This window comes from Jeotgalicoccus nanhaiensis, assembly GCF_015235105.1.
Classification (GTDB): Bacteria; Bacillota; Bacilli; order Staphylococcales; family Salinicoccaceae; genus Jeotgalicoccus; species Jeotgalicoccus nanhaiensis.
In genome coordinates, this window is sequence record NZ_JADGLW010000002.1 from 339,943 (window position 1) to 362,410 (window position 22,468).

A 22,468-nucleotide genomic window follows, 5' to 3' on the forward strand; every position below is an offset into this window, starting at 1 on the left:
TTATAAAACATTAGTGACAATCTGTAATTGCGCTTTCAAGAAGCAGTGTTAAATGGTAAAATTTTATACGTAAAGAGTATTTAAAAAATATAAAGAGGTGGCAGTACAATGCAACAAAATGAAGTTGAGAATGCTCCTGTAAGATTTGGAACAAATCTAGGCATGATTCTTGAGTATTTTGACATGTACAAAGAAGACCCGGATTCAGTCTCGGAGGAAATGCAGTTATTATTCGACAGCATTTCTTCGAATGAAGGAAGCAATACTCGTCATTCAGATAAGGCTCTTACTCCGGCCGGACAGGATAAAATCAAAGGTATCTTGCAATGGTTAAATGACATCAGGCAGTATGGTCATTTAAAAGCGGATGTCTATCCGGTATATTCACCGGAAATTGACAACGCACCTGACTTTGATTTTAACGCCTACGGTTTTTCAGATGCTGATCTTGAAAACCTGCCGGCAGGTATCGTTTCTGAAGCGATTGCCGATAAATTCGACAACGCGCTTGAAGCAGCACGCTACCTGGAAAAAATCTACACTTCACCGTTATCATATGAATATACTCATATTAACAACACTGAAGAAAGAAACTGGCTGCAGAACACCATTGAAGGACTCGGAGAAGTTGAACTTTCCAGCGATAAGAAAGTTTATCTTTTCAAGGAACTAGTTAAAACTGAAGGCTTTGAAAAGTATCTTCATAAAAACTTTGTCGGCGCCAAACGATTTTCAATCGAAGGGGTGGACTCGCTCGTGCCGATGCTCGATCACCTGCTCGGGCGTATGGCAGAGGAAAACATTCCTCATCTGCAGATTGGTATGGCTCACCGCGGTCGCCTAAACGTGCTGACACATACGCTCCAAAAACCGTACGCTATGATGCTGAGTGAGTTTATGTCGACAGACCCGATGAAATTCCTCCCGGAAGACGGTTCGCTCGTGCTTACCAACGGCTGGATGGGCGATGTGAAGTATCACCTCGGCGGCGTTAAGACGAGAACAGACAAAGGTATCGAACAGACAGTGACGCTTGCCAATAACCCGTCACACCTTGAAATTGTCGGACCTGTTGTTCAGGGACGCACGCGCGCCCAGCAGGAACAAACTGATCAGGCGGGCAAAGCGGTTCACGATGTGGATAATTCACTTGGTGTAATTATTCATGGTGACGCTGCCTTCCCGGGACAGGGTGTAAACCCTGAATCGATGAACTTATCGAATCTTAACGGCTACTCAGTCGGCGGTGCTATGCATATTATTACTAATAACCGCATCGGCTTTACGACAGAGGAGTGGGATGCACGTTCAACACTGTACGCATCTGATATTGCCAAAGGCTTCGATATGCCGGTCTTCCACGTCAACGCAGACCGTCCGGAATATGTGCTCCGCGTCATCGATATTGCGATTCAGTACCGCCAGAAATTCAAAAAAGATTTAGTCATTGATCTTATCGGCTACCGCCGTTACGGCCACAATGAAATGGATGAGCCGATGACGACGAACCCGAATCTTTACAACGAAGTTCATGAATATCCTTCAATCGATAACCTTTACGGTGATAAACTTGTCGAAGAAGGCGTTATTACACAAGAAGACAAAGACAGTATTATGCAGGCGATTCAGGATGAATTAAGAGCCGAACATGATAAGATTGACAAAAATGATACTGTTGTCACTGAAGATATTCAGACGCCAAAAGAAATTATGGAAGGCCAGGCGAATGAAACAGAAGAAGATATTACACGCGACCGTCTTCAAAAGATAAACGATGAACTGCTCGAATATCCTGAAGGATTCGCGCCGCTTAAAAAACTGAATAACGTATTATCAAGACGTAAAAAACCATTTGAAGATGACACAGCTCTTGTCGACTGGGCACATGCGGAAGCTCTTGCTTTTGCAACGATTAACCAGGACGGCACGCCGATTCGTTTCACAGGTGAAGATGCAGAGCGCGGAACATTCGCACACCGTCACGCAGTGCTGCACGATCCTGAAACAGGTAAGAAACACACACCGCTCCATAACATCAGCGATGCAGAGGCGTCATTTGAGCTGTACAACTCGCCGTTAACTGAAATGGCAGTCGTTGCTTACGAGTACGGCTATAACGTTGAAAACAACAGCGCGCTGACAATCTGGGAAGCACAGTACGGAGACTTTGCCAACATGGCTCAGCCGATTTTTGATGTGTTCGTATCATCTGCTCATTCCAAGTGGGGCGAAAGAACTGCTTTAACGCTGCTTCTGCCGCACGCACAAGAAGGTCAGGGACCAGAGCACTCATCTGCACGTCTGGAAAGATATTTACAGCTTTGTGCTGAAAACAACATGACAGTTGTAAACTTATCGAGCAGTGCCAACTACTTCCACCTCTTAAGACGTCAGGCGAAGTATTTAAATACTGAAAAAATGCGTCCTTTAGTTGTTATGTCACCGAAAAGCCTGCTGCGCAACACGACAGCGAGCCAGCCGGTCAGCGAATTTGTTCAGGGCCGTTTCCACGAAGTAATCGTACCTGAATATAAGAAATCAAAAGTGAAAACAGCAGTCATTGCCAGCGGAAAAGTCGCTGTTGATCTGCTTGAAGCACAAGCTAAAGCTGAAACACCAAACGACGAAGTAATGATTATCAGACTGGAACAGCTGTACCCGTTCCCGGCTGAAGCAATTAAAGAAGTATTAGATGATATTACAAACCTGAAAGAAGTACGCTTCGTTCAGGAAGAGCCGCAAAACCAGGGTTCATATCATTTTGCACTGCCTTACCTGCTCGATATCGTTCCTAAGAAAGCAGAACTGAACTATATCGGCAGAAAACCGAGCGCTTCAACTTCTGAAGGCAACGGCGGTTCTTACAAACTTGTACAGCAGAATATAATAGAAAAAGCTTTAAAATAATAGGGGGTAAATTATAAAATGGCTGAAATTATCGTGCCTGAATTAGCAGAATCAATCACAGAAGGAACAATATCTACATGGTTTAAGCAAGTAGGGGACACAGTGGAAAAGGGAGAGAACGTACTCGAACTTGAAACTGATAAAGTAAACGTTGAAATCGTCAGCGAAGAAGCAGGCGTGATTTCAGAACTTAAAGCCGAAGAAGGCGACACTGTTGAAGTTGGACAAGTCATCGCTGTTGTCGGTGAAGGCTCAGGACCTGCTGCTGATAAGAAAGAAGAAGCAAAAGAAGAGAAGTCTAAAGAAACTAAGGACAGCGCACCTGCTGCTGAGCCAGCTGAAGAAGACGAGAACGATGAACTTGTCGTTGCGACACCTTCAGCAAGAAAACTTGCCCGCGAAAAAGGGATTAAAATCTCGGATATCAATCCGACCGACCCCCGCGGTCTAGTACGCAGCCAGGACGTTGAGAACCACGGCAATGCGCCTAAAGCTGAAAGCAAGCAGGAAGAGAAGAAGGCAGCACCTAAAGCTGATGCGGCACCTGAAAAACCGGTCAGACGCGAAAAAATGTCCCGCCGCAGACAGACTATTGCCAAACGTCTTCTCGATGTATCGCAAAATACAGCTATGCTGACAACGTTTAATGAGATTGATATGACGAACGTTATGGAACTTAGAAAACGTAAGAAAGAAAGCTTCCAGGAGCGTAACGACGGTACTAGACTCGGCTTTATGTCATTCTTTACCAAAGCTGCTACAGCTGCACTCCGTAAATACCCGGCAGTAAACGCTGAAATCGACGGTACGGACTTTATCTACAAAGAGTTCTTCGACGTATCGATTGCAGTATCTACCGATGAAGGTTTAGTTGTACCAGTTGTCCGCGACACGGACCGCAAAACATTTGCTGAAATTGAAAATGATATTGCTGAACTTGCTAAGAAAGCAAAAGATAAAAAATTATCTCTTGACGATATGGCCGGTGGATCATTTACAATTACTAACGGCGGAGTCTTCGGTTCACTCATGTCTACACCGATTATCAACGGCACACAGGCGGCGATTCTAGGCATGCACACAATTCAAAAACGTCCGGTGGCAGTAGGCGACGATATTGAAATCCGTCCGATGATGTATATTGCACTGAGCTATGATCACAGAATTATCGACGGTGCTGAGTCAGTCGGCTTCCTGAAGACGATTAAAGAATTAATTGAAAACCCTGAAGATTTATTATTAGAAGGCTAAAATATAACAATTTAATAAGAGAAGGTATCCTCGCGATACCTTTTCTTTTTTACTTAGGAGGAATAATTATGCTTCAAAATGAATGGGAAAATAATAATATCAGAACTGTGACCGTAAAACATGTGGATGCTGAAAAATATAAAGTATCCGATATGCTTACAGTGGGCAAAGAATATACAGTAGTCAATGAAACTGAAGAGTACATTTTCGTCAAAGATAATTCAGGAAAAGTAGGCGGCTACTACAAAACGTATTTTTCATAATTTAAAAGTCAGATAATTTAAAATACTTATGGATTTTTTTGCTAGAGTAAGGTAGAATTATTGCATATTAATTATTATAGAAGAGGCGATGCCCATGAGTACAAAACAAGTCATTATGGTAGGGTTTACTTTATTTGCCATGTTCTTCGGAGCTGGTAACTTAATTTTCCCGCCTGCACTCGGATTTTCAAGCGGGGAATACTTCTGGACAGCAATAATTGCATTTGTCCTGACAGGAGTAGGACTTCCTTTAATCGGAGTTATCGTAGGTTCAATTTCAAAAGACGGATATAAAGAATCACTTAAAAATATCCATCCTGCATTCGCAGTCATTTTCCTGGTTGCAATCTATTTAACAATCGGGCCGTTCTTTGCAATACCGAGAACAGCAACAACTGCTTATGAAATGTCAATAGTGCCGTTCTTAAGTGAAAACACAGGCATGTGGCTGTTAATTTTCTCTTTAGTTTACTTTATCGTAGTCTTATTATTAAGTCTTAAACCCGGCACACTGGTTAACAGTATCGGGCAAGTATTAACGCCGCTGCTATTAATTGGAATCGTACTGTTAATTGCCGTTGCAGGATATACATATTTCAATAATCCAATTAACCCGGCTGTTGAAACATTTGAAGGTTCTTCAGCATTTACAACCGGCTTTACTGAGGGTTACTTAACTATGGATGCCATCGCAGCGATTGCGTTCAGCGTCCTTGTTCTTAACTCAATCCGTCAGCTTGGTGTAACCAACCGTAAAGATTTACTTATCGGAACGATTAAATCAGCACTGCTTGCTGCCGTACTTTTAGCTGCCATTTATATTTCACTCGGATGGCTTGCAAACAGAGTCGATCTTGGCGGTGCCGCAGTCGATGACCAAAACCTTGGAACCTTCCTGCTGACCTTTATGAGTGATGAAGTGTTCGGTATCTTTGGACCGATACTACTCGGTTTAATCGTATTATTTGCCTGTATCACTACAGGAACAGGACTTATCGTATCTGTTTCGGAATACTTTAACAGTATTTTACCGAAAGTGCCTTATAAAGTATGGGTTGTCCTGTTTGTACTCATCTCATTCGGTCTGGCTAACCAGGGTCTGAATCAGGTTATTGCTACAAGTGTACCGATATTGTCTATTATTTATCCGGTCGCAATGACTACTGTCTTACTCTTAATACTGACTTATTTCATACCGTCACCGAGACTCAGTCTGCAAATTCCGGTATTCTTAGTGTCTATATTATCTGTGATCGCAGTAGTACACAGAAACGGCTGGTTTGAAATGAGCTGGATCGAGTCACTGCCGCTGTTCTCAAGCAGTTTTGAGTGGATACCATTTATGATTGTCGGCTACATTCTAGGCTATTTAATCGGCATGAAGAAACCCAAAGTGGAATACTCATAAGAATAAAAAATCACTTCTCCGTATGGGAGAAGTGATTTTTTGTCTATATCATTAGTATCTGTGTTTATCTTTAATCTGAAGGAGACGTTCTTTCAGTTCTTTTTCCATCGTTACCAGTTCAGCCTCTGCAGATTTACGTTTCTCGGTACCTTCAGACTGGATTCTGAGTGTTTCTTCAATGGTTGTAACCAGATTTTCCTGAGTGGTTTTCAGCGTTTCAATATCGACGATGCCGCGTTCATTTTCAGCTGCAGTTCTCAATGAGTTCTGTTTCAGCATCTCACTGTTTTTAGTGAGCAGGTCATTCGTCGTATTTGTTACTTCACGCTGAGCTTTCGATGCCGATTCCTGACGGAGCAGGGTAAGGGCAATAGCCATCTGGTTTTTCCATAACGGAATACTCGTGAGAATCGAGCTCTGGATTTTTTCAGCGAGTGTCTGGTTGATATTTTGAATCATCCGGATTTGCGGTGCCGACTGCAGTGTAATCTGTCTAGACAGTTTTAAATCGTGTACGCGCTTCTCTAAACGGTTAATATACTGCATCATATCGTTGACATCCTGTACATCCATCTGATTGCCGGAAGCATCTGCTTCTGCTTTTAAACGCGGCAGTGTTTCCTGCTCCAGCTCTTCTTTTTTAAGCTCTGCTGCTGCGATATATATATTAATCGCATCGAAGTAGTCCTTATTCTGGTTGTACAGCCCATCAAGCATATTTACGTCTTTAATCAGTACTTCCTTCGCATGCTCAAGCTGAATTGAAATACGGTCGACCTGTGACGCAATACTCTGATGTTTCGAGATCATTTCATTTACGGAACGTTTTACACGCCCGAACATACGCTTGAAAATATTGCTTTTCTCATTCGTCAGTTCTTCCGGATCAATCTCTTTTAATTTTTTCATCAGTTCTTCAAGAGTTTCACCGATAGGGCCGACATCTTTCGACTGCACTTCGCTCAGCATCTGATGAGAGAACTTAGACATTGCCTGCTGTGCATTCGCTCCGTAAGTAATCAGTGCATCGTTATTCAGCGGTTCAATTTTATCTTTAATTTCATGGATAGATTTAAGATCTGATTCACTGAATTGATCTTTAAACGTCGTCAGCACTTCGCTGTCTTTCGGTTTTGCTGCCGCAGCTCCTTCCGGCTGCAGTATTAAACTGTCGTTACTGTCATCAGCTTCTTTAAATGGATCCATTAAAAGTTCGTCTTTAAGATTTCTTTCTTCAGCCATTTCCTTCACCCCGGTGTACTTTTTCTGTTTCTTTTTCAGTCTGTCGTTTTTGCTTCAAATTCACTTTTTCTTTGCCGAGCTTATTATCAAGTGCCGCCTGGCGTTTTTTGGCGCGGGCGGAGTTCATCTTAATTAAATCGCGTTCGACATTTAAATCCTGGTAGCTCCGCTGGTTCATGTGCGAAAGATTCGACTGCAGCGTACGTTTCAATTCTAACATTGATAAACGTGTCTCGTGCAGCTGAATACGTTCATCTTTTGATTTCCCCGGCATCTTATACAGATAAAGGTACTTTTCAATCGTATTGACCGCAGTTTCCAGATTGGAATGGAAAAACTGCTGTACGCTGTAGAACTGCCTAGGGTCTTCCTCTACAGATGAAATAATCGTTTTAACGATCCGGTTAATATCGAATATCATCTTCGCGTCTTTTATCGATCTGATATTCATATAGCTGGAACGCAAACGATTCGTATGCTCTTTCGCCTGAGCGAGCTGTTCTTTTATATATTTGTATTCACTGTTTGTGAGTTTCAATTTCTCTAAATGCTTATGATGTGAAATACGCTGGGCGGGCAGGTATGATGCACCAAAACCGCCGATGCCGACTATGACGTCTAAAAACATATGAATATCGAATATATTAGACGACAGGACCCAAGCGAGGAGGCCGGCCGGTACAGCAATCACAGAAGCAATGAAATGTGAATAATTACTCTTCATCGTTCAAAACCCCTTAGTATAGATGTGCCTATTTATTACAATTATAAAGCGTTATGCTTGATAATGCTAATTATACGCGTTTATAATAATGAATAATATCGGCCAGGGAATGGAGTTTTAAACATGTATGAAGTCGTGATCGTTAAAGCGGATTATGAGGGCTGGTGGCTCTTCGACGGTTGGCAGGACGACATTATTAACAGGCATCAGTTTAACGATACCGCTCAGATGCTGTCAGGCTACAAGGCAATTATTGAACAGATGAAAAATGATTACAGCAGCTATATTCAGGGTAAATATGATTTATGCGCATTTTTTAACGCATGTGAAATTGAATTTTGCGAAGAGTGTGATGAAGACGTGCAAATATTCTACACGCCGATAATGACAAAAAATAATGAATTTTATAATAATTAGTGAAAACGTCACACAATTGTTAGAAACACGTTTGCAATATAATGAAGTATGTTGTATAATATGAATCATCAGTAAGTTCTTCTTATTGATAATTTACGTCTTTTGGAGGATTTTATTAATGAAACAAGGTACAGTGAAATGGTTTAACGCAGAAAAAGGATTCGGCTTCATCGAAATTGAAGGAGAAAACGACGTATTCGTACACTTCTCAGCAATCAACCAAGAAGGCTACAAGTCTCTTGAAGAAGGTCAAGCAGTTGAATTTGAAGTAGTTGAAGGCGACCGCGGTCCACAAGCTGCAAACGTTGCTAAACTATAATTATAAATTGATTCATTTGAATAATTTGTAACTTCTAAACAAGCACCCGGATAAAATCCGGGTGCTTGTTTTTTATTGAGCGGGGATTGTAAAAAATATGTTTAATCTTTTATTATCTCTTAAATGTAAAATTAAGAGAATACTTTTCATGGAAATATATTTTACATCTGCATACATATAATTCCATTAATAATGAAACTTGTGTAAAAAGTAAACCGGTTTTGCTATTTTTGTTTTTAAGTAACTTTTTTAAAAGGAAACCGTACTTTTCACCTATATATAGGGTAGAAGGGTTTTTATTTTAAAAGGGGGTCTTATATTGTTTATCAATGAAAGAACAAAACCGCATGAGTTAATTTATTACGAAGCACTGTCTGCTAGGACTTCGCTGATGAAAAAAGAGTCAGCAAAGTTCGAGAATGTGAAGAAAGGTTACGAAGGCGAAATGCTGTACGATCAGATTTTTGACAGTATCGGTCATGGCAACGTATTGATTTATCGGGATCTTTTTCTCAGCATTGATGGCTCAGTTACACAGTACGACACTTTGATAATTAGTGATATTGGTATTATTTCGAATGAAATCAAGAATTTTTCCGGCAGTGTCACGTTTCGTGACGGCAGCTGGTATAGAGGTAATTTCGCGATACCGAATGACGCTTTCAGTCAGCTGAACCGTGCAGTCGGAAAATTAATGGAACTTAGGAATACATCTCGGAGTGATTTTAAGGTGTCCGGGAAGCTCATTTTTCCCAATGACAATTTCACTTTTCATTCTGATGACCAATCGAATTGGAATAAAATTATACTGCGTTCCGGTCTGCGCGACTATTTCCGCCAGTTTAATCAATCGGGAATTGTGGCTGGGAATAAAGCGCAATATATTTCATGGCTGATCAGCAGCAGTATAGTTGAAAATCCTTACTTTAAACCTGCAGTCGATAAAACCCGTCTGAAATTCGGCTTGTATTGCGGCCGTTGCGGAAGCTTTAATCTCAGTAAAAAAAGATTTCATTTGACCTGTAACAAATGCGGCAGCACAGAATGCAATGAAACTCACCTGCTACGCGCTATGAATGATTATAAATTTTTATTTTATAATCAGCCGATGACAAGAAATTCACTATTGGAGTTTATCGATTATGATTTACACTTTAAAGCTGTTTCCAGAGCATTATTAAAACATTGCTATACGAATAATAAAGGAACACGCACCACCTATACTTTTAAGTATTTTGATTTTGAAGATGCTGTAAATAAATCTGATGCGTATATGAGATATAAAGATCATATACCAATGATTTAAAAATTTTGAGATAGATTACATTTCTTATTAAGTTCAAGCGCTCAAGTACGACACGGATTCGACGTCGTACTCGGGAAGATGTTCAAGTACGACACGGATTCGACGTCGTATTCAGGAAGATGGCTAAGTACGACACGGATTCGCCGTCGTACTCGAGAAGATGACCAAGTACGACACGAATTCACCATCGTACCCGGGAAGATGTTCAAGTACGACACGAGTTCGCCGTCGTACTCGAGAAGATGTTCAAGTACGACACGGATTCACCGTCGTACTCGGGAAGATGTTCAAGTACGACACGAGTTCGCCGTCGTACCCGGGAAGATGTTCAAGTACGACGGCGTCAAAATAAACTAGGTATCATAAGTTACAGAAGTGAAATTCATCTTTAAAACTTGTATATAGAAGCCAAAAAACGTCTAACCCGTTTACCATAGGCTAGGCGCTCAGATTTAACAGTTCATCAACTCTATTTATCGTAGAACCATAATAAAAAGCTCTTCTGAAATTCACTTTTCAGAAGAGCTTACTTTATCTCACATCATTTTCAATCAGCTGTTCGAGTGTCTGGCGTCTGATGACTTCGCGCACTCTGGATTCCCCGACGAATACGACTGCGGGTTTTCTCATCTGGTTGTAGTTGGATGCCATGGAGTAGTGATATGCACCTGTCGTTCTCACCGCGAGCAAGTCACCGCGTTTCAAATCATCCGGCAGCATTTTATTTTTACCGATGATATCTCCGGATTCACATAATTTCCCAACCACGTGCGATGACACGCTAGTATCCCCAAAATGCTCAGTCACAGGGACAACTTCATATTCGGCACCATACAGTGGTGTCCGGATATGATCGCTCATACCGCCGTCTATAGAGACGTATTTGGCAACGCCCGGGATGTTTTTAACAGTCCCGACCTCATAGACAGTGATTGCTGCTTCGGCGGCAATCGAACGTCCGGGTTCAATCATTACGTGAGGAAGTTCGCGTCCTGATGCTGCCACAACTTCTTTTAAGTGATTAAGAATCGCATCGAATCCTTCTTCGATCGGGAAGCGCACATCGCCTTCAGTATATTTCACACCATAGCCGCCGCCCATATTTAAAATCTCAAGATTAATCTGGTGTTCATCAAGCCAGCTGTAGACATTCGTTACAGCATTGATAAAAGGCGTGCTGTCATCGAGCTGGGATCCCAGATGATAGTGGATGCCTTTAAAGTTTAAAGATCTGCATCCTTGAATTTTATCGATTGCTGTCTTCGCCGCCCCGTTCGTGAGAGACAGTCCAAATTTGCTGTCTTCCTGTCCCGTCGAAATATAATCATGCGTGTTCACTTCAACACTCGGATTAATGCGGATCAGCACGTTCACGCCGTCATCATCAGAAAGTCCGGAAGCTAAGCCCTCAATCAGGTCAATTTCGTCGAGACCATCAATAATGAAGAACCGCACGCCATGATCTAAAGCATATTCAATCTCTTCAGCGGTCTTATTATTGCCGTGAAAGTGAATGTCTTCCACCGGAAATCCTGCAGCCAGAGCCGTGTAAAGCTCACCGACTGATACGACGTCGAGCTCCATATTCTGGCTCTCGAGCAGTTTTATCATCTGGACGCTGCTGAACGCTTTTGAAGCGTAGGACACAGAGTAGGGAATGCTATGGCTTTTTAAGACTTTGTGATATCTCTCCATCATACCGGTCATATACATTTCGTCGTATATAATAACCGGTGTGCCGTACTGTGCTGCTATATCACTAATTTTATGCCCTCTGACTTGAAGTTCTCCCGCTGAATAATTAAACGTCATAAATAATTTCTCTCCCCAATGATTGGTAATTTAAAGCCCCGAGCTGTTCCGAGTTGGCACCGACTCCGAGATTCGTGTATTTATCGATACGAAGTTTGCTGTTATAAAGATAAACCGGCATATCAGCCCGGACATCATCGTCAACCAGGACGACCATATGGCTCATCATCAGTGCGACAATCGGATAAACTTTTCCGCCAATTTCACATTCATATCCCGCACGCGCACGGAGCACTCCGTCACCGTAGCCGATATCAACGACCGCCACTGTACAGTCTTTGTCCGCCTTAAAGGCCGCACCGTAACCGAGTGTCATTCCCTCAGTCAGCTGTCTGAACTGGATAATCGGTGCTGACAGCGTCGAGCTCTGAATAAAGTCTTTATCATCTAATTCAGCGTACGGTTTCGAACCGTAGAGACCGATGCCGAGCCGGACATGAGTATGTCCATCAAAGATACCGTCCCGCACATAGCTCGCACTGTTCTGTGCGTGAATCATCTCAGGTGCAAGGCCAAGCTTTCGGACCTCGTCAGCAAACTCCAGCCACATGCCGCGTTCCTTTTCATAGATGCCGTCGAACTCATCGGAGTAGCCGAAATGCGTCCAGAGTCCCGTGAAATTCAGTTCGATGCCTGACGATTTCATATCATTTAAAATAGACTCGAGTTCATTAATATCCGTTAATCCCGACCGGTTAAAGAGCCCGGCATATTCAATATGAATATTAAGACCCTGAAGTTCGTGCTTATATGTATCATAATAAGTAGAAGAGGGCAGGGTGATATGAAGATTAAACATACGCGCCCGTTTAAAGTCCGTCGTCGGATTCATTAGAATAATGACGGCGCTGTCTCCGCACATTTGCCTTATTTTAACCGCATCATCCATCGACGTTGTTGCAAATGCGCGGATGCCTGAAATTGCAAAGGCCTTGACCGCAAATTCCAGTCCGTAGTTATATGCATTATTTTTAACGACCGCAATCGTTTGGCCCGGCAGCTGAAATTGTCTGGCCTGTTTAATAAACTGCGCTTCATCTGTTTGAAAAATACCACCCATTGCCATGTCTCCCTGTTTTAGTAATTGTTTAACAATGCTTCATAATAATCCGCAACTTTAATCAGCACGCGCTCATCAAAGTTAAACGTATCGGTATGCAGACTTGATGCGTAGCCTTTTTCAAGGTTGCGCGAGCCTGCGAAGACAAAGTACGTCTTTGCGATGTTACTGTAAAAGCTGAAGTCCTCACCGAATAAATACGGTTTATCTTTTTCTATCCCGCGGAGTCCCGCAGCGCTTATCGAAGTTTCAACAAGCTGATTTAAGGCCGCATCATTTTTCACTGCAGGATAACCTTCAGTGTAATGCAGCTCGACAGATGCACCGTACAGCAGTTCAGCGGCTTCTTTAATTTTAGTCATCTGAGATTTAATCACAGCAAGATCAGACGCTTCGTACGTACGGATCGTTCCGCTCAAACGGGCATTGGCAGGCACTGTATTGACCGCTTCACCTGAACTGATTTTACCCATATGAATAATGTTGCGGTTGAGGCCGTCCAGGTGGAACTGCTGGATATTGCCGACTTCACCGGCTATTTTAACTATTGTCTCAAGAGCTGAAATGCCCTGATGTTTCTGGGCAACATGTGCACTGGCGCCTTTTACAGTAAAGTGAAATTCCGTTGCGCTCGCTGTTAATTCATCATCTCTGTACAGCACCAGTCCTTCATCTTCATCCGGCATTAAATGAACACCGAAAATCGCAGAGAAATCCGGACGGTTTTCCCAGGCTTTGATCATTAAATTCGCACCGGCATTCGCTTCTTCTGACGGCTGGAAGATAAAAATACAATTATACTTTAAATCTCCATTGTCAGCGAGCGCCTTTGCACGTTTCACAAACAAAAGAAGGGCAGTAGTATGCCCATCGTGTCCGCATGCATGCATTACATTATCCACGCTGCTTTTATACTCAAGATCATTCTGTTCATGTACCGGCAAGGCATCGATATCGGCACGGAAGCCGAGTGTCTGACCGCTGTTTCCCTCGAGCTCGGCGATGACCCCCGTATCCAGCACCTGGTAATAAGATACTCCTATTTCTTCTAAAACAGAAATAATATATTCAGTCGTTTTATATTCTTTTAGACTTAATTCCGGATGCTGATGCAGATATCTCCGGTGTTCTGTAACGAATTTAAGTTCTTCTGTATATTCAGGAGACATTAGTCATTCAGCTTTCTGAGCGCCTGAACGATTTCTTTTTTAGAACCAGTGACTTCACTTGCCTGCTTAATGACGCGTGCCGGTGTACCGCCGACGACTGTACCTGCCGGGACGTCTTCTGTAACAATAGCACCTGCTGCAACAATAGCACCTTTACCGACAGTTACACCTTCTAAAATCACAGCATTAGCTCCGATTAATACATCATCTTCAATCATAACAGGAGAAGCACTTGGCGGTTCGATTACGCCTGCAAGTACTGCACCAGCGCCGACATGGACGTTTTTGCCTGTCGTTGCACGGCCGCCCATTACTGCATTCATATCGATCATCGTGCCTTCGCCGACGATAGCACCGATGTTAATTGACGCGCCCATCATAACGACCGCGCCGTCACCGATTACTGCATGTTCACGGATAAAGGCACCAGGCTCAATACGCGCTTTCGTATTTGTTAAGTCCATTAACGGAATAGCCGAGTTGCGGCGGTCCTGTTCGATAACGATATCCGTTACTTTTTCTTCTATTGAAGGGTAGAAAGCCTGCCAGTCGCGCGCATCCGCAAATACAGTTTTTGAATCCTCTGTACCGAATACTTTGAATGACTCATCGAATTCAACACCTTCAAAGTTACCGTTGATATAAATTTTTAGCGGTGTTGCTTTCTCCGCATCTGAAATGTACTGAATAATCTCTTCTGCTGTAAATTTTTCCATTGTGTAAAAACTCCTTAAAATATGTTGTTATAGTCGTAAAATCCGTTTTCTTTGTGTCTAAGACTTTCTGCGGCGCCAATTGCACCGTTTGCAAATATATCTTTCGATTGTGCAATATGTTTCAGTTCGATAACTTCATCGTGTCCTGCAAAGATTGCATCGTGTTCGCCGACAATTGTGCCGCCGCGTATAGCGCTGACGCCGATTTCATCATCTGACCGCTCTTCATTCGCTTCTGATCGGTCATAAACAGGATAGCTGCCCTGTCTAACGTCAAGTGCCGTATCAAGGAGTTTAACGAGCGTACCGCTCGGGGCGTCGACTTTGTGCTTATGATGGCGTTCAACGAGTTCAAGATCAAAGCCGTCGAGCTGTTTTAGTGCTTCACGGAGCAGGTTGTTCAATACGTGCACACCGTAACTCATATTGGCGTTGAAAAATACCGGAGCCGATGCCGCACGTTCTTTCAGTGCTGCTACAATTTCTTCTTTTTTCCCTGTCGTTGCCACAACGAGGGGAGTGGTGAAAGGTTTTTCAATGAGAGGCAGGATGCGGTCGGGATTCGAGAAATCGATTGCCACATCTGCGCCCGCATCATCGATATTTGTAAATGCCGGGTAGTCTGTTGTGCTGGATGAAATGACTCCTGCAATTTCATGACCTTTTTCCACTGCGAGACGGGCAACGATTTTATTCATCGTCCCGTAGCCGATTAAGAGTATTCTCATACTCTCACACCTTTTCTGAATTCGTTGAAGGCTTCAACAATAGATTGTCTCGCATCTTCTTCCAGCGGCAAGAGCGGCAGGCGGAGCTCGTATTCACCAAAGCCGAGCTCTGCAGTTAAGGCTTTGACCGGAATCGGGTTAACATCAATTTGTACAGAACTGATGACAGGCATCAGTGATGAGAATCGCTGTCTTGCTGATGACTCGCCATTTTTCATACCTTCATATACTTCCTGCATCTCACCCGGAATGACGTTGCCGACTACTGAAATTAATCCTTTGCCGCCAAGTGCTGTAAAGTCTGTCAAATTATCATCATTCCCGCTGTATAATGAAAATTCAGAATCTACAAGGTTTAATACATTAATTGTATAGTTTAAATCGCCGGCCGCATCTTTCAGAGCGACGATATTTTTGTGTCTGCTTAATTCTAACACTGTTTCAGGGTCGATGGACATACTTGTACGGGACGGCACATTATATAAAATAACCGGGATATTAATGCTGTCTGCAATCGCTGTAAAGTGTGCAATCAGACCGCGCTGGTTACTTTTATTGTAGTAGGGCGTAATCAGCATAACACCGTCAGCACCCGTTTCTTCAGCGAACACCGATAAGTCAATTGACTGCTGAGTTGAGTTCGTGCCTGTACCTGCAATTACCGGAATCCGGCCCCCAGCAGTTTCAACGCCGACACGGAGCAGTTCTTTAATTTCTTCTGCTGATAAAGTAGGGGATTCGCCGGTCGTGCCGTTAATAATTAAACTTTGTGCATTATTGTCGATTAAATATTCAATATGGTTTCTGAACGCATCGTAGTCTACTTCATTATTTCTAAACGGGGTGGCCATCGCCACTCCGATACCTTCAAAAATCGGACTCATATATATCCGCTCCTTATTTATTATCTATTAATGATTTTAGAATCTGCACTGTATTCTGCGCTGCGCCTTTAAGAATGTTGTCCCCGACACACCATACGTGGAAAGTGTTTTCGAGCGTCGGATCCTTGCGGATACGGCCGACGTAAATTTCGTTTTCATCTGTCGCTTCATACGGAGTAGGATAAACACCTTCAGCAGGATTATCCATCAGGACGATGTGAGGAATATTGCGGAACGCATCTCTGACTTCTTCTTCTGTCGCCTCCTGGTCAAGCGTGACGTTAATTTGTACGCTGTGGCTTGAGATAACCGGCACTCTGACACATGTTGCCGTCACCGCAATTTGATCATCTCCGAGAATTTTCTTCGTTTCATCGATCATCTTGACTTCTTCTTTCGTATAGCCGTCATCTAAAAAGACATCGATCTGCGGAATCACGTTATTGTAAATCGGTTTTGGATACGTCGTCGGCTCAGCGCCATTCGCGCCTTCTTCGAGGTCTCTGATGCCGCCTGAACCCGAACCTGAAACCGACTGATATGTTGCGTAGTGCACGCGTTTTACTCCGAATGCATCATATAAAGGTTGTAAGGCGATAACCGACTGGATTGTTGAACAGTTCGGGTTCGCGATAATTTTACGATTTAATGAAGGTGAGTTAATTTCCGGAACGATTAAATCAATATCTTCATGCATTCTCCAGAAACTTGAATTGTCGATAACAATTGCACCGGCTTCTTCAAAGAGCGGGGCAAACTTTTCACTCGTTGAACCGCCGGCACTCATAACCACATAATCAAAACCATCTTTCGTTCTGTCTTCAGTTAATTCCTGAACTGTATACGTTTCTCCATTTACTTCCAGTTCTTTTCCGCTGGAGCGTTTGGAAGAGAAGAGGACCAGTTCCTTATAAGGAATTTTATACTGTTCCACCATTTCCAGCATTTTTGTACCGACGACACCTGTTGCACCGACAATTGCGAGTTTCATAAAATACAGCCTCCTAGAAGTTTTCCTGAATAGAATGATATAAATAAAAAAACAAGCCCGGGTACCGGACTTGTTTTAAAATTGTATATACAAGCGATGCCCTCCATTATTGAGTCAATAATGACAAATCCATAGCTCTTAACCTGTGAATCCAACAACCGGGGTCTGCGCGCTCCCGGACATTTCGGCATCTCACCCTTTCGTCATATACACTTTGCAGAAGTTAAGTATATGAGTACTATTGATTGATGCGCCTCATCCGTACTATTCAGTTTTTGATGTTGATTGTCATTATACATAACAAAGTATTCAAAGTAAACAGATAATTTCTATTTCTTTATAATTCCTTTTTCAATAAGGTAATCTTCATAACCGATTTCCTTCACAAGTGCTGTGTTGTTGCTGATATCGAGCACCGTGTTTGAAATTGTATTGATAAACTCCAGGTCATGTGAAGTGAAGATAATTGATCCTTTAAATTTCTTCAGACCGTCGTTGACTGCAGTAATACTCTCTAAGTCAAGGTGGTTCGTCGGCTCATCCATTAAGAGGACGTTCGCCTGCGACAGCATCATTTTACTGAGCATCGCACGGACTTTCTCTCCACCTGAGAGGACGCTTGCTTTTTTCTTCGCTTCTTCACCGCTGAACAGCATTCTTCCTAAGAATCCGCGAAGGAAGGTTTCTGTCTGTTCTTCAGGCGGAGCGTACTGGCGCAGCCATTCAACCAGGCTTGAATCAACGCCTTCAAAGTACTCCGAGTTATCTTTCGGGAAGTAGCTCTGTGAAGTTGTGACACCCCAGTTGACGTCTCCTGAATCCGGCGTAATTTCACCAGCAAGAATGCGAAGCAGGGTAGTGCGCTGCAGTTCAGAACCGCCTGTTAAAATAACTTTATCGTCAGGAGAGAGCGTGAACGTTAAATTATCGAGTACCGTTTCACCGTCGATTGAATGCGTCAGATTTCTGACTGTTAACAGCTCGTTACCGATTTCTCTTTCAGCTGTAAAGCCGACGAAAGGATAACGGCGTGATGACGGCTTAATATCTTCCAATTCAATTTTCTCAAGCATCTTTTTACGGCTTGTTGCCTGTTTAGATTTTGAAGCGTTGGCACTGAAACGTGCAACGAAGTCTTTAAGCTCTTTAATCTTTTCTTCTTTTTTCTTATTTTGATCTTGAGACATCTGCAGTGCCATCTGACTTGACTGATACCAGAAGTCATAGTTCCCGACGTAGACCTGAATCTTGCCGAAGTCGAGGTCCGCAATGTGCGTACAGACGTTGTTCAGGAAGTGTCTGTCGTGGGATACAACAATCACTGTGTTCTCAAAGTTAATGAGGAATTCTTCCAGCCACTGTACCGCTTCGATATCGAGACCGTTGGTCGGCTCATCCAGGAGCAGCACGTCGGGGTTGCCGAACAGGCTCTGTGCAAGCAGGACTTTAACTTTTGCCGTGTTGTCGATTTCACCCATTGTTTTATCGACCAGCTCATGGGGAATACCAAGACCGTGAAGGAGTGTTTCAGCGTCACTTTCAGCAGTCCAGCCGCCCATTTCGCCGTATTCACCTTCGAGCTCTGCGGCTCTGATGCCGTCTTCATCCGAGAAGTCCGGTTTCATGTAGATTTCATTTTTTTCGTTCATAATAGACCATAGTTTTTCGTGACCCATCATTACAACATCGAGTACGCGCGTATCTTCATAGCCGAAGTGATCCTGGCGGAGGAAAGCCATACGCTCGTCCGCTCCTAAAATAACGTGGCCGTCCGAGTCAACTTCACCTGTCAGGACTTTCAGGAAAGTGGATTTCCCGGCACCGTTCGCACCGATTAAACCGTAGCAGTTTCCCGGGGTGAATTTAATATTTACATCTTCAAATAATTTTCTGTCTCCAAATCTCAGACTCACGTCGCTAACTTGCAGCATGTGCATTCTCCTTTATATTAAAACAATCGTTTTAGTTTACATTCATAAGCGATAATACCATAAATATGGTATTATTTAAATATATCAGTATGTTCATCCGTATGCTTACTATTTAAAAACCACAATATTAAACATTAACCGATAAATGAATAATACACAATAGAAACAATATTAATGAGGAGTCTATATGACAAAAATTTCAGGTACTACACAATTTTTAAAAGTGATTAAAAAAGAGGGCTCGACGTACACTCTCGTTACAGAAGACGAAAAGTATATCCGTATGAACCGTTCGGAAATCGAGGGGGATAAAGACTACGATATCGATGAAGAAGTTCTGGTCTTTATTTACCCGAACCGCTCGGGTGAACTGTTTGCGACACCGAATCTGCCGAGCATTACCGCGACTAAATTCGGCTATGCCCGAGTCAGTGAAGTTAACCGCGACGGCGCTTATCTCGATATCGGATCACCGCGCGAAATTTTAATTCCGTGGATCGATTTGCCGCGGAAGAAAGAAGTATGGCCGCAGGTCGGCGACATGGTCTATGCAACGATTCGCGTCGAAGCTGATGATCAGATGTTCGGACGCTTAATTACAGAAACAGAAGTGGATGAAAAATTCCAGCCGCTGAAAAAAGAAGACTACGAAACACTCGGCAACAAATGGCTGAAAGGGCGTCCTTACCGTCTGCTCCGCGTCGGCACATTTATTTTATCCGAAGAAGGCTATAAAGTATTTGTCCACGAAACAGAACGCGAACAGGAACCGCGTCTCGGCCAGGAAGTAAACTTCCGTGTAATCGGCATCAACGACAAGGGCGAAGTTAACGGCTCCTTTTTGGAGAAAGCCTACAAACGCTTAGGTACAGATGGCGAACGCATTCTGGAATACATGCAGATGCACGGCGACATGATGGAATTCACGGACAAGAGTTCACCAGAAGACATCAAAGCCGCATTTAACTTGTCAAAAGGTCAGTTTAAACGCGCTTTAGGCGGACTTTTAAAAGAAGGCAAGATCGAATTTGTAAACGGCGCAACTCATTTGAAGAAATAAGCTTGTATTGGCGGAATCCTTGGGAGGGATTCCGTTTTTTTAGTTTTTGGGGCTTTTGCGTGACTATGAGCGATTTTCATTGGCACTTAAACGCTCCTGCGTGACAATGAGCGACCTTCATTGGCACTTAAACGCTCCTACGTGACTATGAACGACCTTCATTGGCACTTAAACGCTTCTCCGTGACTATGAGCAACGCTCATTGTCACTAATATAGAGAAATCACTAGAACCCTCAAAAAGACAAACAAAAACGGAGGGACTCATGTCCCCCCGTTCTTTAAATCTGTTTTATCAAGACAAACAAAAACGGAGGGACTCATGTCCCCCCGTTCTTTAAATCTGTTTTATCCTTCTATTTCTTCTGTCAGCGTTTCCAGTTCATCCACCAGTTCGCCGATGTATTGAATTGTGTTTTTCAAGGGAGCATCTGTCGTAATATCAATGCCTGCCATTTTCGCCAGTTCAACCGGCGTTTCTTTGCCGCCTGTTTTTAAAACTTTCAGCCATTCGTCAACTGCGGTCTGGCCCTCATTCAGAATACGCTGCGACATTTCAGTTGCAATTGTTAATCCCGCAGAGTACGTATACGGATAAAGTCCCATGTAGTAGTGGGGCTGTCTCATCCAAGTCAGTTCCGCACCTTCAGTAATTTCAACATCGTTACCCCAGAATTTCTCAATCACACCGCGTTTAATTTCATTCAGCGATTCCGCAGTTACAGTTTCGTAATTATCCACGCGGTTGTACACTTCGCGCTGATAAGCTGCTTCCAGCAGGTGGGTCACAAAGTTATGATAGTACGTGCGTGAAATAATTGAACTGATTACCCAGCGTTTAAATTTCGGATCTTCCGAGTTTTTCAGCAGATGGTTAGCCATCAGCATTTCGTTCATCGTACTCGGTGCTTCGATAAAGTACATCGAAGGACGCGTATCAAAAATATTCTGCGCACGGTTGGCATTATAGAAATGCCCTGCGTGGCCAAGTTCATGGGCAAGAACAAAAACTTCTTCCATTAAAGAAGACCATGAAATCAAGATAAATGGATGTGATCCGTAAGGACTCGAACAGAAAGCGCCGGTCGATTTTCCTTTATTAATAACGAAATCAATCCAGCGTTCATCATAGGCACGGTTAATCATATCCGTATAATCTTCACCCATAATACCGAGCGCATCTAAAATATATTTGCGCGATTCTTCCACGCTGATTTCCGGTTCACTCGCAGGGTCTAAAGGAATCTTCAAATCTTCATAGCGCATTTTATCGAGTCCGTGCACTTTTTGAAGAAGTTTAGCGTACCGTCTCATATGCGGAGCCAGTTCCTCGGTAATTACGTCGATTTGACGGTCGTACAGCTCACGGTCAACTTTTTGGCCGTGGAGCAGGTAGTCAATCACAGAATCGTAGCCGCGGAGGTCAGCTTCCGCTTTCTCCTGTTTTAAATGTATGTCGTAAGTACCTGCAGTTGTATGTTGATACTGGCGCAGCGATTCTGAGAATTTCTTGAAGGCTGCACGACGCACTTCCTTGTCCGGATTCGATTCAAGACCGCCTTCAAATGCAAGATACGATAAAGAATACTCTTTGCCGTTAGCAGTAAACGTACCGAAATCAATATCGAGCAGTTTTGTTTTCTGATATAAATCGTAAGGTCCGTTAAAGACAGAAGAGAAGGAAGCGAGTGCTTTTTCTACCTTCTGATCCAGCTGGTAAGGTTTATTGCGCAGTAAGTCCTCAATAAAGCCTGTGTATTCCTCTTTCTCCTTAGCAATATCTTGTAAGAAAGATTCATCTTTCGCTAATAATTCACTTTGTAAAAAACTTGTTTTCGAACTTAAAGAAGTACCCGCATTGCCGACCAGTGCACCAAGTTTCTGTGCCTGCTGATCTCCGCGGTCTCCGGATAAACGCAAGTTCGAATATGTACCGATTAGGACGAACTGTTCTAAAATATCACGGTAGCTGTCAATTGCTTTAACAGCAGCAGCGACATCGTCAATCTGTCCTTGGAATTCCGTTTCAAAAGAATCAATTTTCTCTTTAACAGAATCAATCGCCGCCTCACATGCTTTATCATCCTTAAATAACGGACTGAGATCCCATGTGTAATTGACATCGACATCCTGTCTGTTTTGTAACTCTGACATTAAATCATCTCCCTGGTTTTTTATCCCTTTGTTACACAGTTTATTATACATAAGATTTTGAATATTGTATATTCATTAGAAACTGTGAGTGAACTTCAGGAAAATGGGTAATAATTTATAGAGAGGTG

Annotated in this window: 19 protein-coding genes and 1 riboswitch; of the genes, 8 read left to right on the forward strand and 11 right to left on the reverse strand. The window is 42.9% G+C overall.

What is annotated here, in order from left to right; genetic code table 11:
• Positions 1-108: 108 nt before the first annotated feature.
• The 4 genes from IR135_RS03975 (at position 109) to brnQ (ending at position 5,829) form a co-directional block, all read left to right on the forward strand.
• Complete coding sequence (locus IR135_RS03975; RefSeq protein ID WP_135096897.1) at positions 109-2,907, forward strand: 2-oxoglutarate dehydrogenase E1 component; 2,799 nt, start codon at positions 109-111, stop codon at positions 2,905-2,907.
• A gap of 18 nt (positions 2,908-2,925) precedes the next feature.
• Positions 2,926-4,158: a 2-oxoglutarate dehydrogenase complex dihydrolipoyllysine-residue succinyltransferase gene (gene odhB, locus IR135_RS03980; protein WP_135096899.1), complete on the forward strand. Its 1,233-nt coding sequence runs from the start codon at positions 2,926-2,928 to the stop codon at positions 4,156-4,158.
• A gap of 68 nt (positions 4,159-4,226) precedes the next feature.
• Positions 4,227-4,421 (forward strand): DUF6501 family protein, encoded by a 195-nt coding sequence (locus IR135_RS03985; RefSeq protein ID WP_115884258.1) that lies wholly within the window; start codon positions 4,227-4,229, stop codon positions 4,419-4,421.
• Positions 4,422-4,515: 94 nt separating this feature from the next.
• Positions 4,516-5,829 carry a branched-chain amino acid transport system II carrier protein gene (gene brnQ / locus IR135_RS03990; RefSeq protein ID WP_135096901.1) on the forward strand — a complete coding sequence of 438 codons (1,314 nt, stop codon included), beginning with the start codon at positions 4,516-4,518 and terminating at the stop codon, positions 5,827-5,829.
• A gap of 51 nt (positions 5,830-5,880) precedes the next feature.
• On the opposite strand, the gene IR135_RS03995 is transcribed toward brnQ, so the two are convergent.
• Both IR135_RS03995 and IR135_RS04000 read right to left on the reverse strand, forming a co-directional pair.
• Positions 5,881-7,071 (reverse strand): toxic anion resistance protein, encoded by a 1,191-nt coding sequence (locus tag IR135_RS03995; RefSeq protein ID WP_135096903.1) that lies wholly within the window; start codon positions 7,069-7,071, stop codon positions 5,881-5,883.
• A complete protein-coding gene (locus IR135_RS04000) occupies positions 7,064-7,795 on the reverse strand; it encodes a 5-bromo-4-chloroindolyl phosphate hydrolysis family protein (protein WP_135096904.1) in 732 nt (243 codons plus the stop codon). The genes IR135_RS03995 and IR135_RS04000 overlap by 8 nt, the downstream gene beginning before the upstream one ends.
• Positions 7,796-7,918: 123 nt before the next feature.
• Here IR135_RS04000 and IR135_RS04005 point away from each other — a divergent pair, with 123 nt between their 5' ends.
• From IR135_RS04005 to IR135_RS04015, 3 genes are all read left to right on the forward strand, one after another.
• A complete protein-coding gene (locus IR135_RS04005) occupies positions 7,919-8,212 on the forward strand; it encodes a DUF1033 family protein (protein ID WP_135096907.1) in 294 nt (97 codons plus the stop codon).
• Between the two features lie 118 nt (positions 8,213-8,330).
• Positions 8,331-8,531 carry a cold shock protein CspA gene (cspA, locus tag IR135_RS04010; protein ID WP_026859816.1) on the forward strand — a complete coding sequence of 67 codons (201 nt, stop codon included), beginning with the start codon at positions 8,331-8,333 and terminating at the stop codon, positions 8,529-8,531.
• 319 nt (positions 8,532-8,850) lie between these two features.
• Complete coding sequence (locus IR135_RS04015) at positions 8,851-9,837, forward strand: nuclease-related domain-containing protein (protein WP_135096909.1); 987 nt, start codon at positions 8,851-8,853, stop codon at positions 9,835-9,837.
• 531 nt (positions 9,838-10,368) lie between these two features.
• Here the strand turns inward: IR135_RS04015 and lysA are convergent.
• The 8 genes from lysA to IR135_RS04055 all read right to left on the reverse strand — a co-directional run bounded on the left by lysA (position 10,369) and on the right by IR135_RS04055 (position 19,128).
• Positions 10,369-11,649 carry a diaminopimelate decarboxylase gene (gene lysA, locus IR135_RS04020; RefSeq protein ID WP_135096913.1) on the reverse strand — a complete coding sequence of 427 codons (1,281 nt, stop codon included), beginning with the start codon at positions 11,647-11,649 and terminating at the stop codon, positions 10,369-10,371.
• Positions 11,639-12,709, reverse strand: a complete 1,071-nt coding sequence (locus tag IR135_RS04025) for an alanine racemase (protein ID WP_135096915.1) — start codon at positions 12,707-12,709, stop codon at positions 11,639-11,641. The genes lysA and IR135_RS04025 overlap by 11 nt, the downstream gene beginning before the upstream one ends.
• A 17-nt stretch (positions 12,710-12,726) precedes the next feature.
• Positions 12,727-13,878, reverse strand: a complete 1,152-nt coding sequence (locus tag IR135_RS04030) for a M20 metallopeptidase family protein (RefSeq protein WP_135096917.1) — start codon at positions 13,876-13,878, stop codon at positions 12,727-12,729.
• Positions 13,878-14,594 (reverse strand): 2,3,4,5-tetrahydropyridine-2,6-dicarboxylate N-acetyltransferase, encoded by a 717-nt coding sequence (dapD, locus tag IR135_RS04035; RefSeq protein WP_135096918.1) that lies wholly within the window; start codon positions 14,592-14,594, stop codon positions 13,878-13,880. Before dapD ends, IR135_RS04030 begins: the two co-directional genes overlap by 1 nt.
• A gap of 14 nt (positions 14,595-14,608) precedes the next feature.
• On the reverse strand, positions 14,609-15,322 hold the full coding sequence (gene dapB, locus IR135_RS04040) for a 4-hydroxy-tetrahydrodipicolinate reductase (RefSeq protein WP_135096920.1): 714 nt from the start codon (positions 15,320-15,322) through the stop codon (positions 14,609-14,611).
• Positions 15,319-16,206, reverse strand: a complete 888-nt coding sequence (gene dapA, locus IR135_RS04045) for a 4-hydroxy-tetrahydrodipicolinate synthase (protein ID WP_135096922.1) — start codon at positions 16,204-16,206, stop codon at positions 15,319-15,321. Before dapA ends, dapB begins: the two co-directional genes overlap by 4 nt.
• A gap of 13 nt (positions 16,207-16,219) precedes the next feature.
• Positions 16,220-17,197 carry an aspartate-semialdehyde dehydrogenase gene (locus tag IR135_RS04050; protein ID WP_135096924.1) on the reverse strand — a complete coding sequence of 326 codons (978 nt, stop codon included), beginning with the start codon at positions 17,195-17,197 and terminating at the stop codon, positions 16,220-16,222.
• Between the two features lie 88 nt (positions 17,198-17,285).
• Positions 17,286-17,464: riboswitch (Lysine riboswitch) on the reverse strand.
• 62 nt (positions 17,465-17,526) lie between these two features.
• On the reverse strand, positions 17,527-19,128 hold the full coding sequence (locus IR135_RS04055; RefSeq protein ID WP_135096926.1) for an ABC-F family ATP-binding cassette domain-containing protein: 1,602 nt from the start codon (positions 19,126-19,128) through the stop codon (positions 17,527-17,529).
• Positions 19,129-19,315: 187 nt separating this feature from the next.
• On the opposite strand from IR135_RS04055, the gene IR135_RS04060 reads away from it, so the two are divergent.
• Positions 19,316-20,188: a S1 RNA-binding domain-containing protein gene (locus IR135_RS04060; protein ID WP_135096928.1), complete on the forward strand. Its 873-nt coding sequence runs from the start codon at positions 19,316-19,318 to the stop codon at positions 20,186-20,188.
• A 346-nt stretch (positions 20,189-20,534) separates the two neighbouring features.
• Here IR135_RS04060 and pepF read toward each other — a convergent pair whose 3' ends face one another.
• Positions 20,535-22,340 (reverse strand): oligoendopeptidase F, encoded by a 1,806-nt coding sequence (gene pepF / locus IR135_RS04065; protein WP_135096930.1) that lies wholly within the window; start codon positions 22,338-22,340, stop codon positions 20,535-20,537.
• Positions 22,341-22,468: the final 128 nt, after the last annotated feature.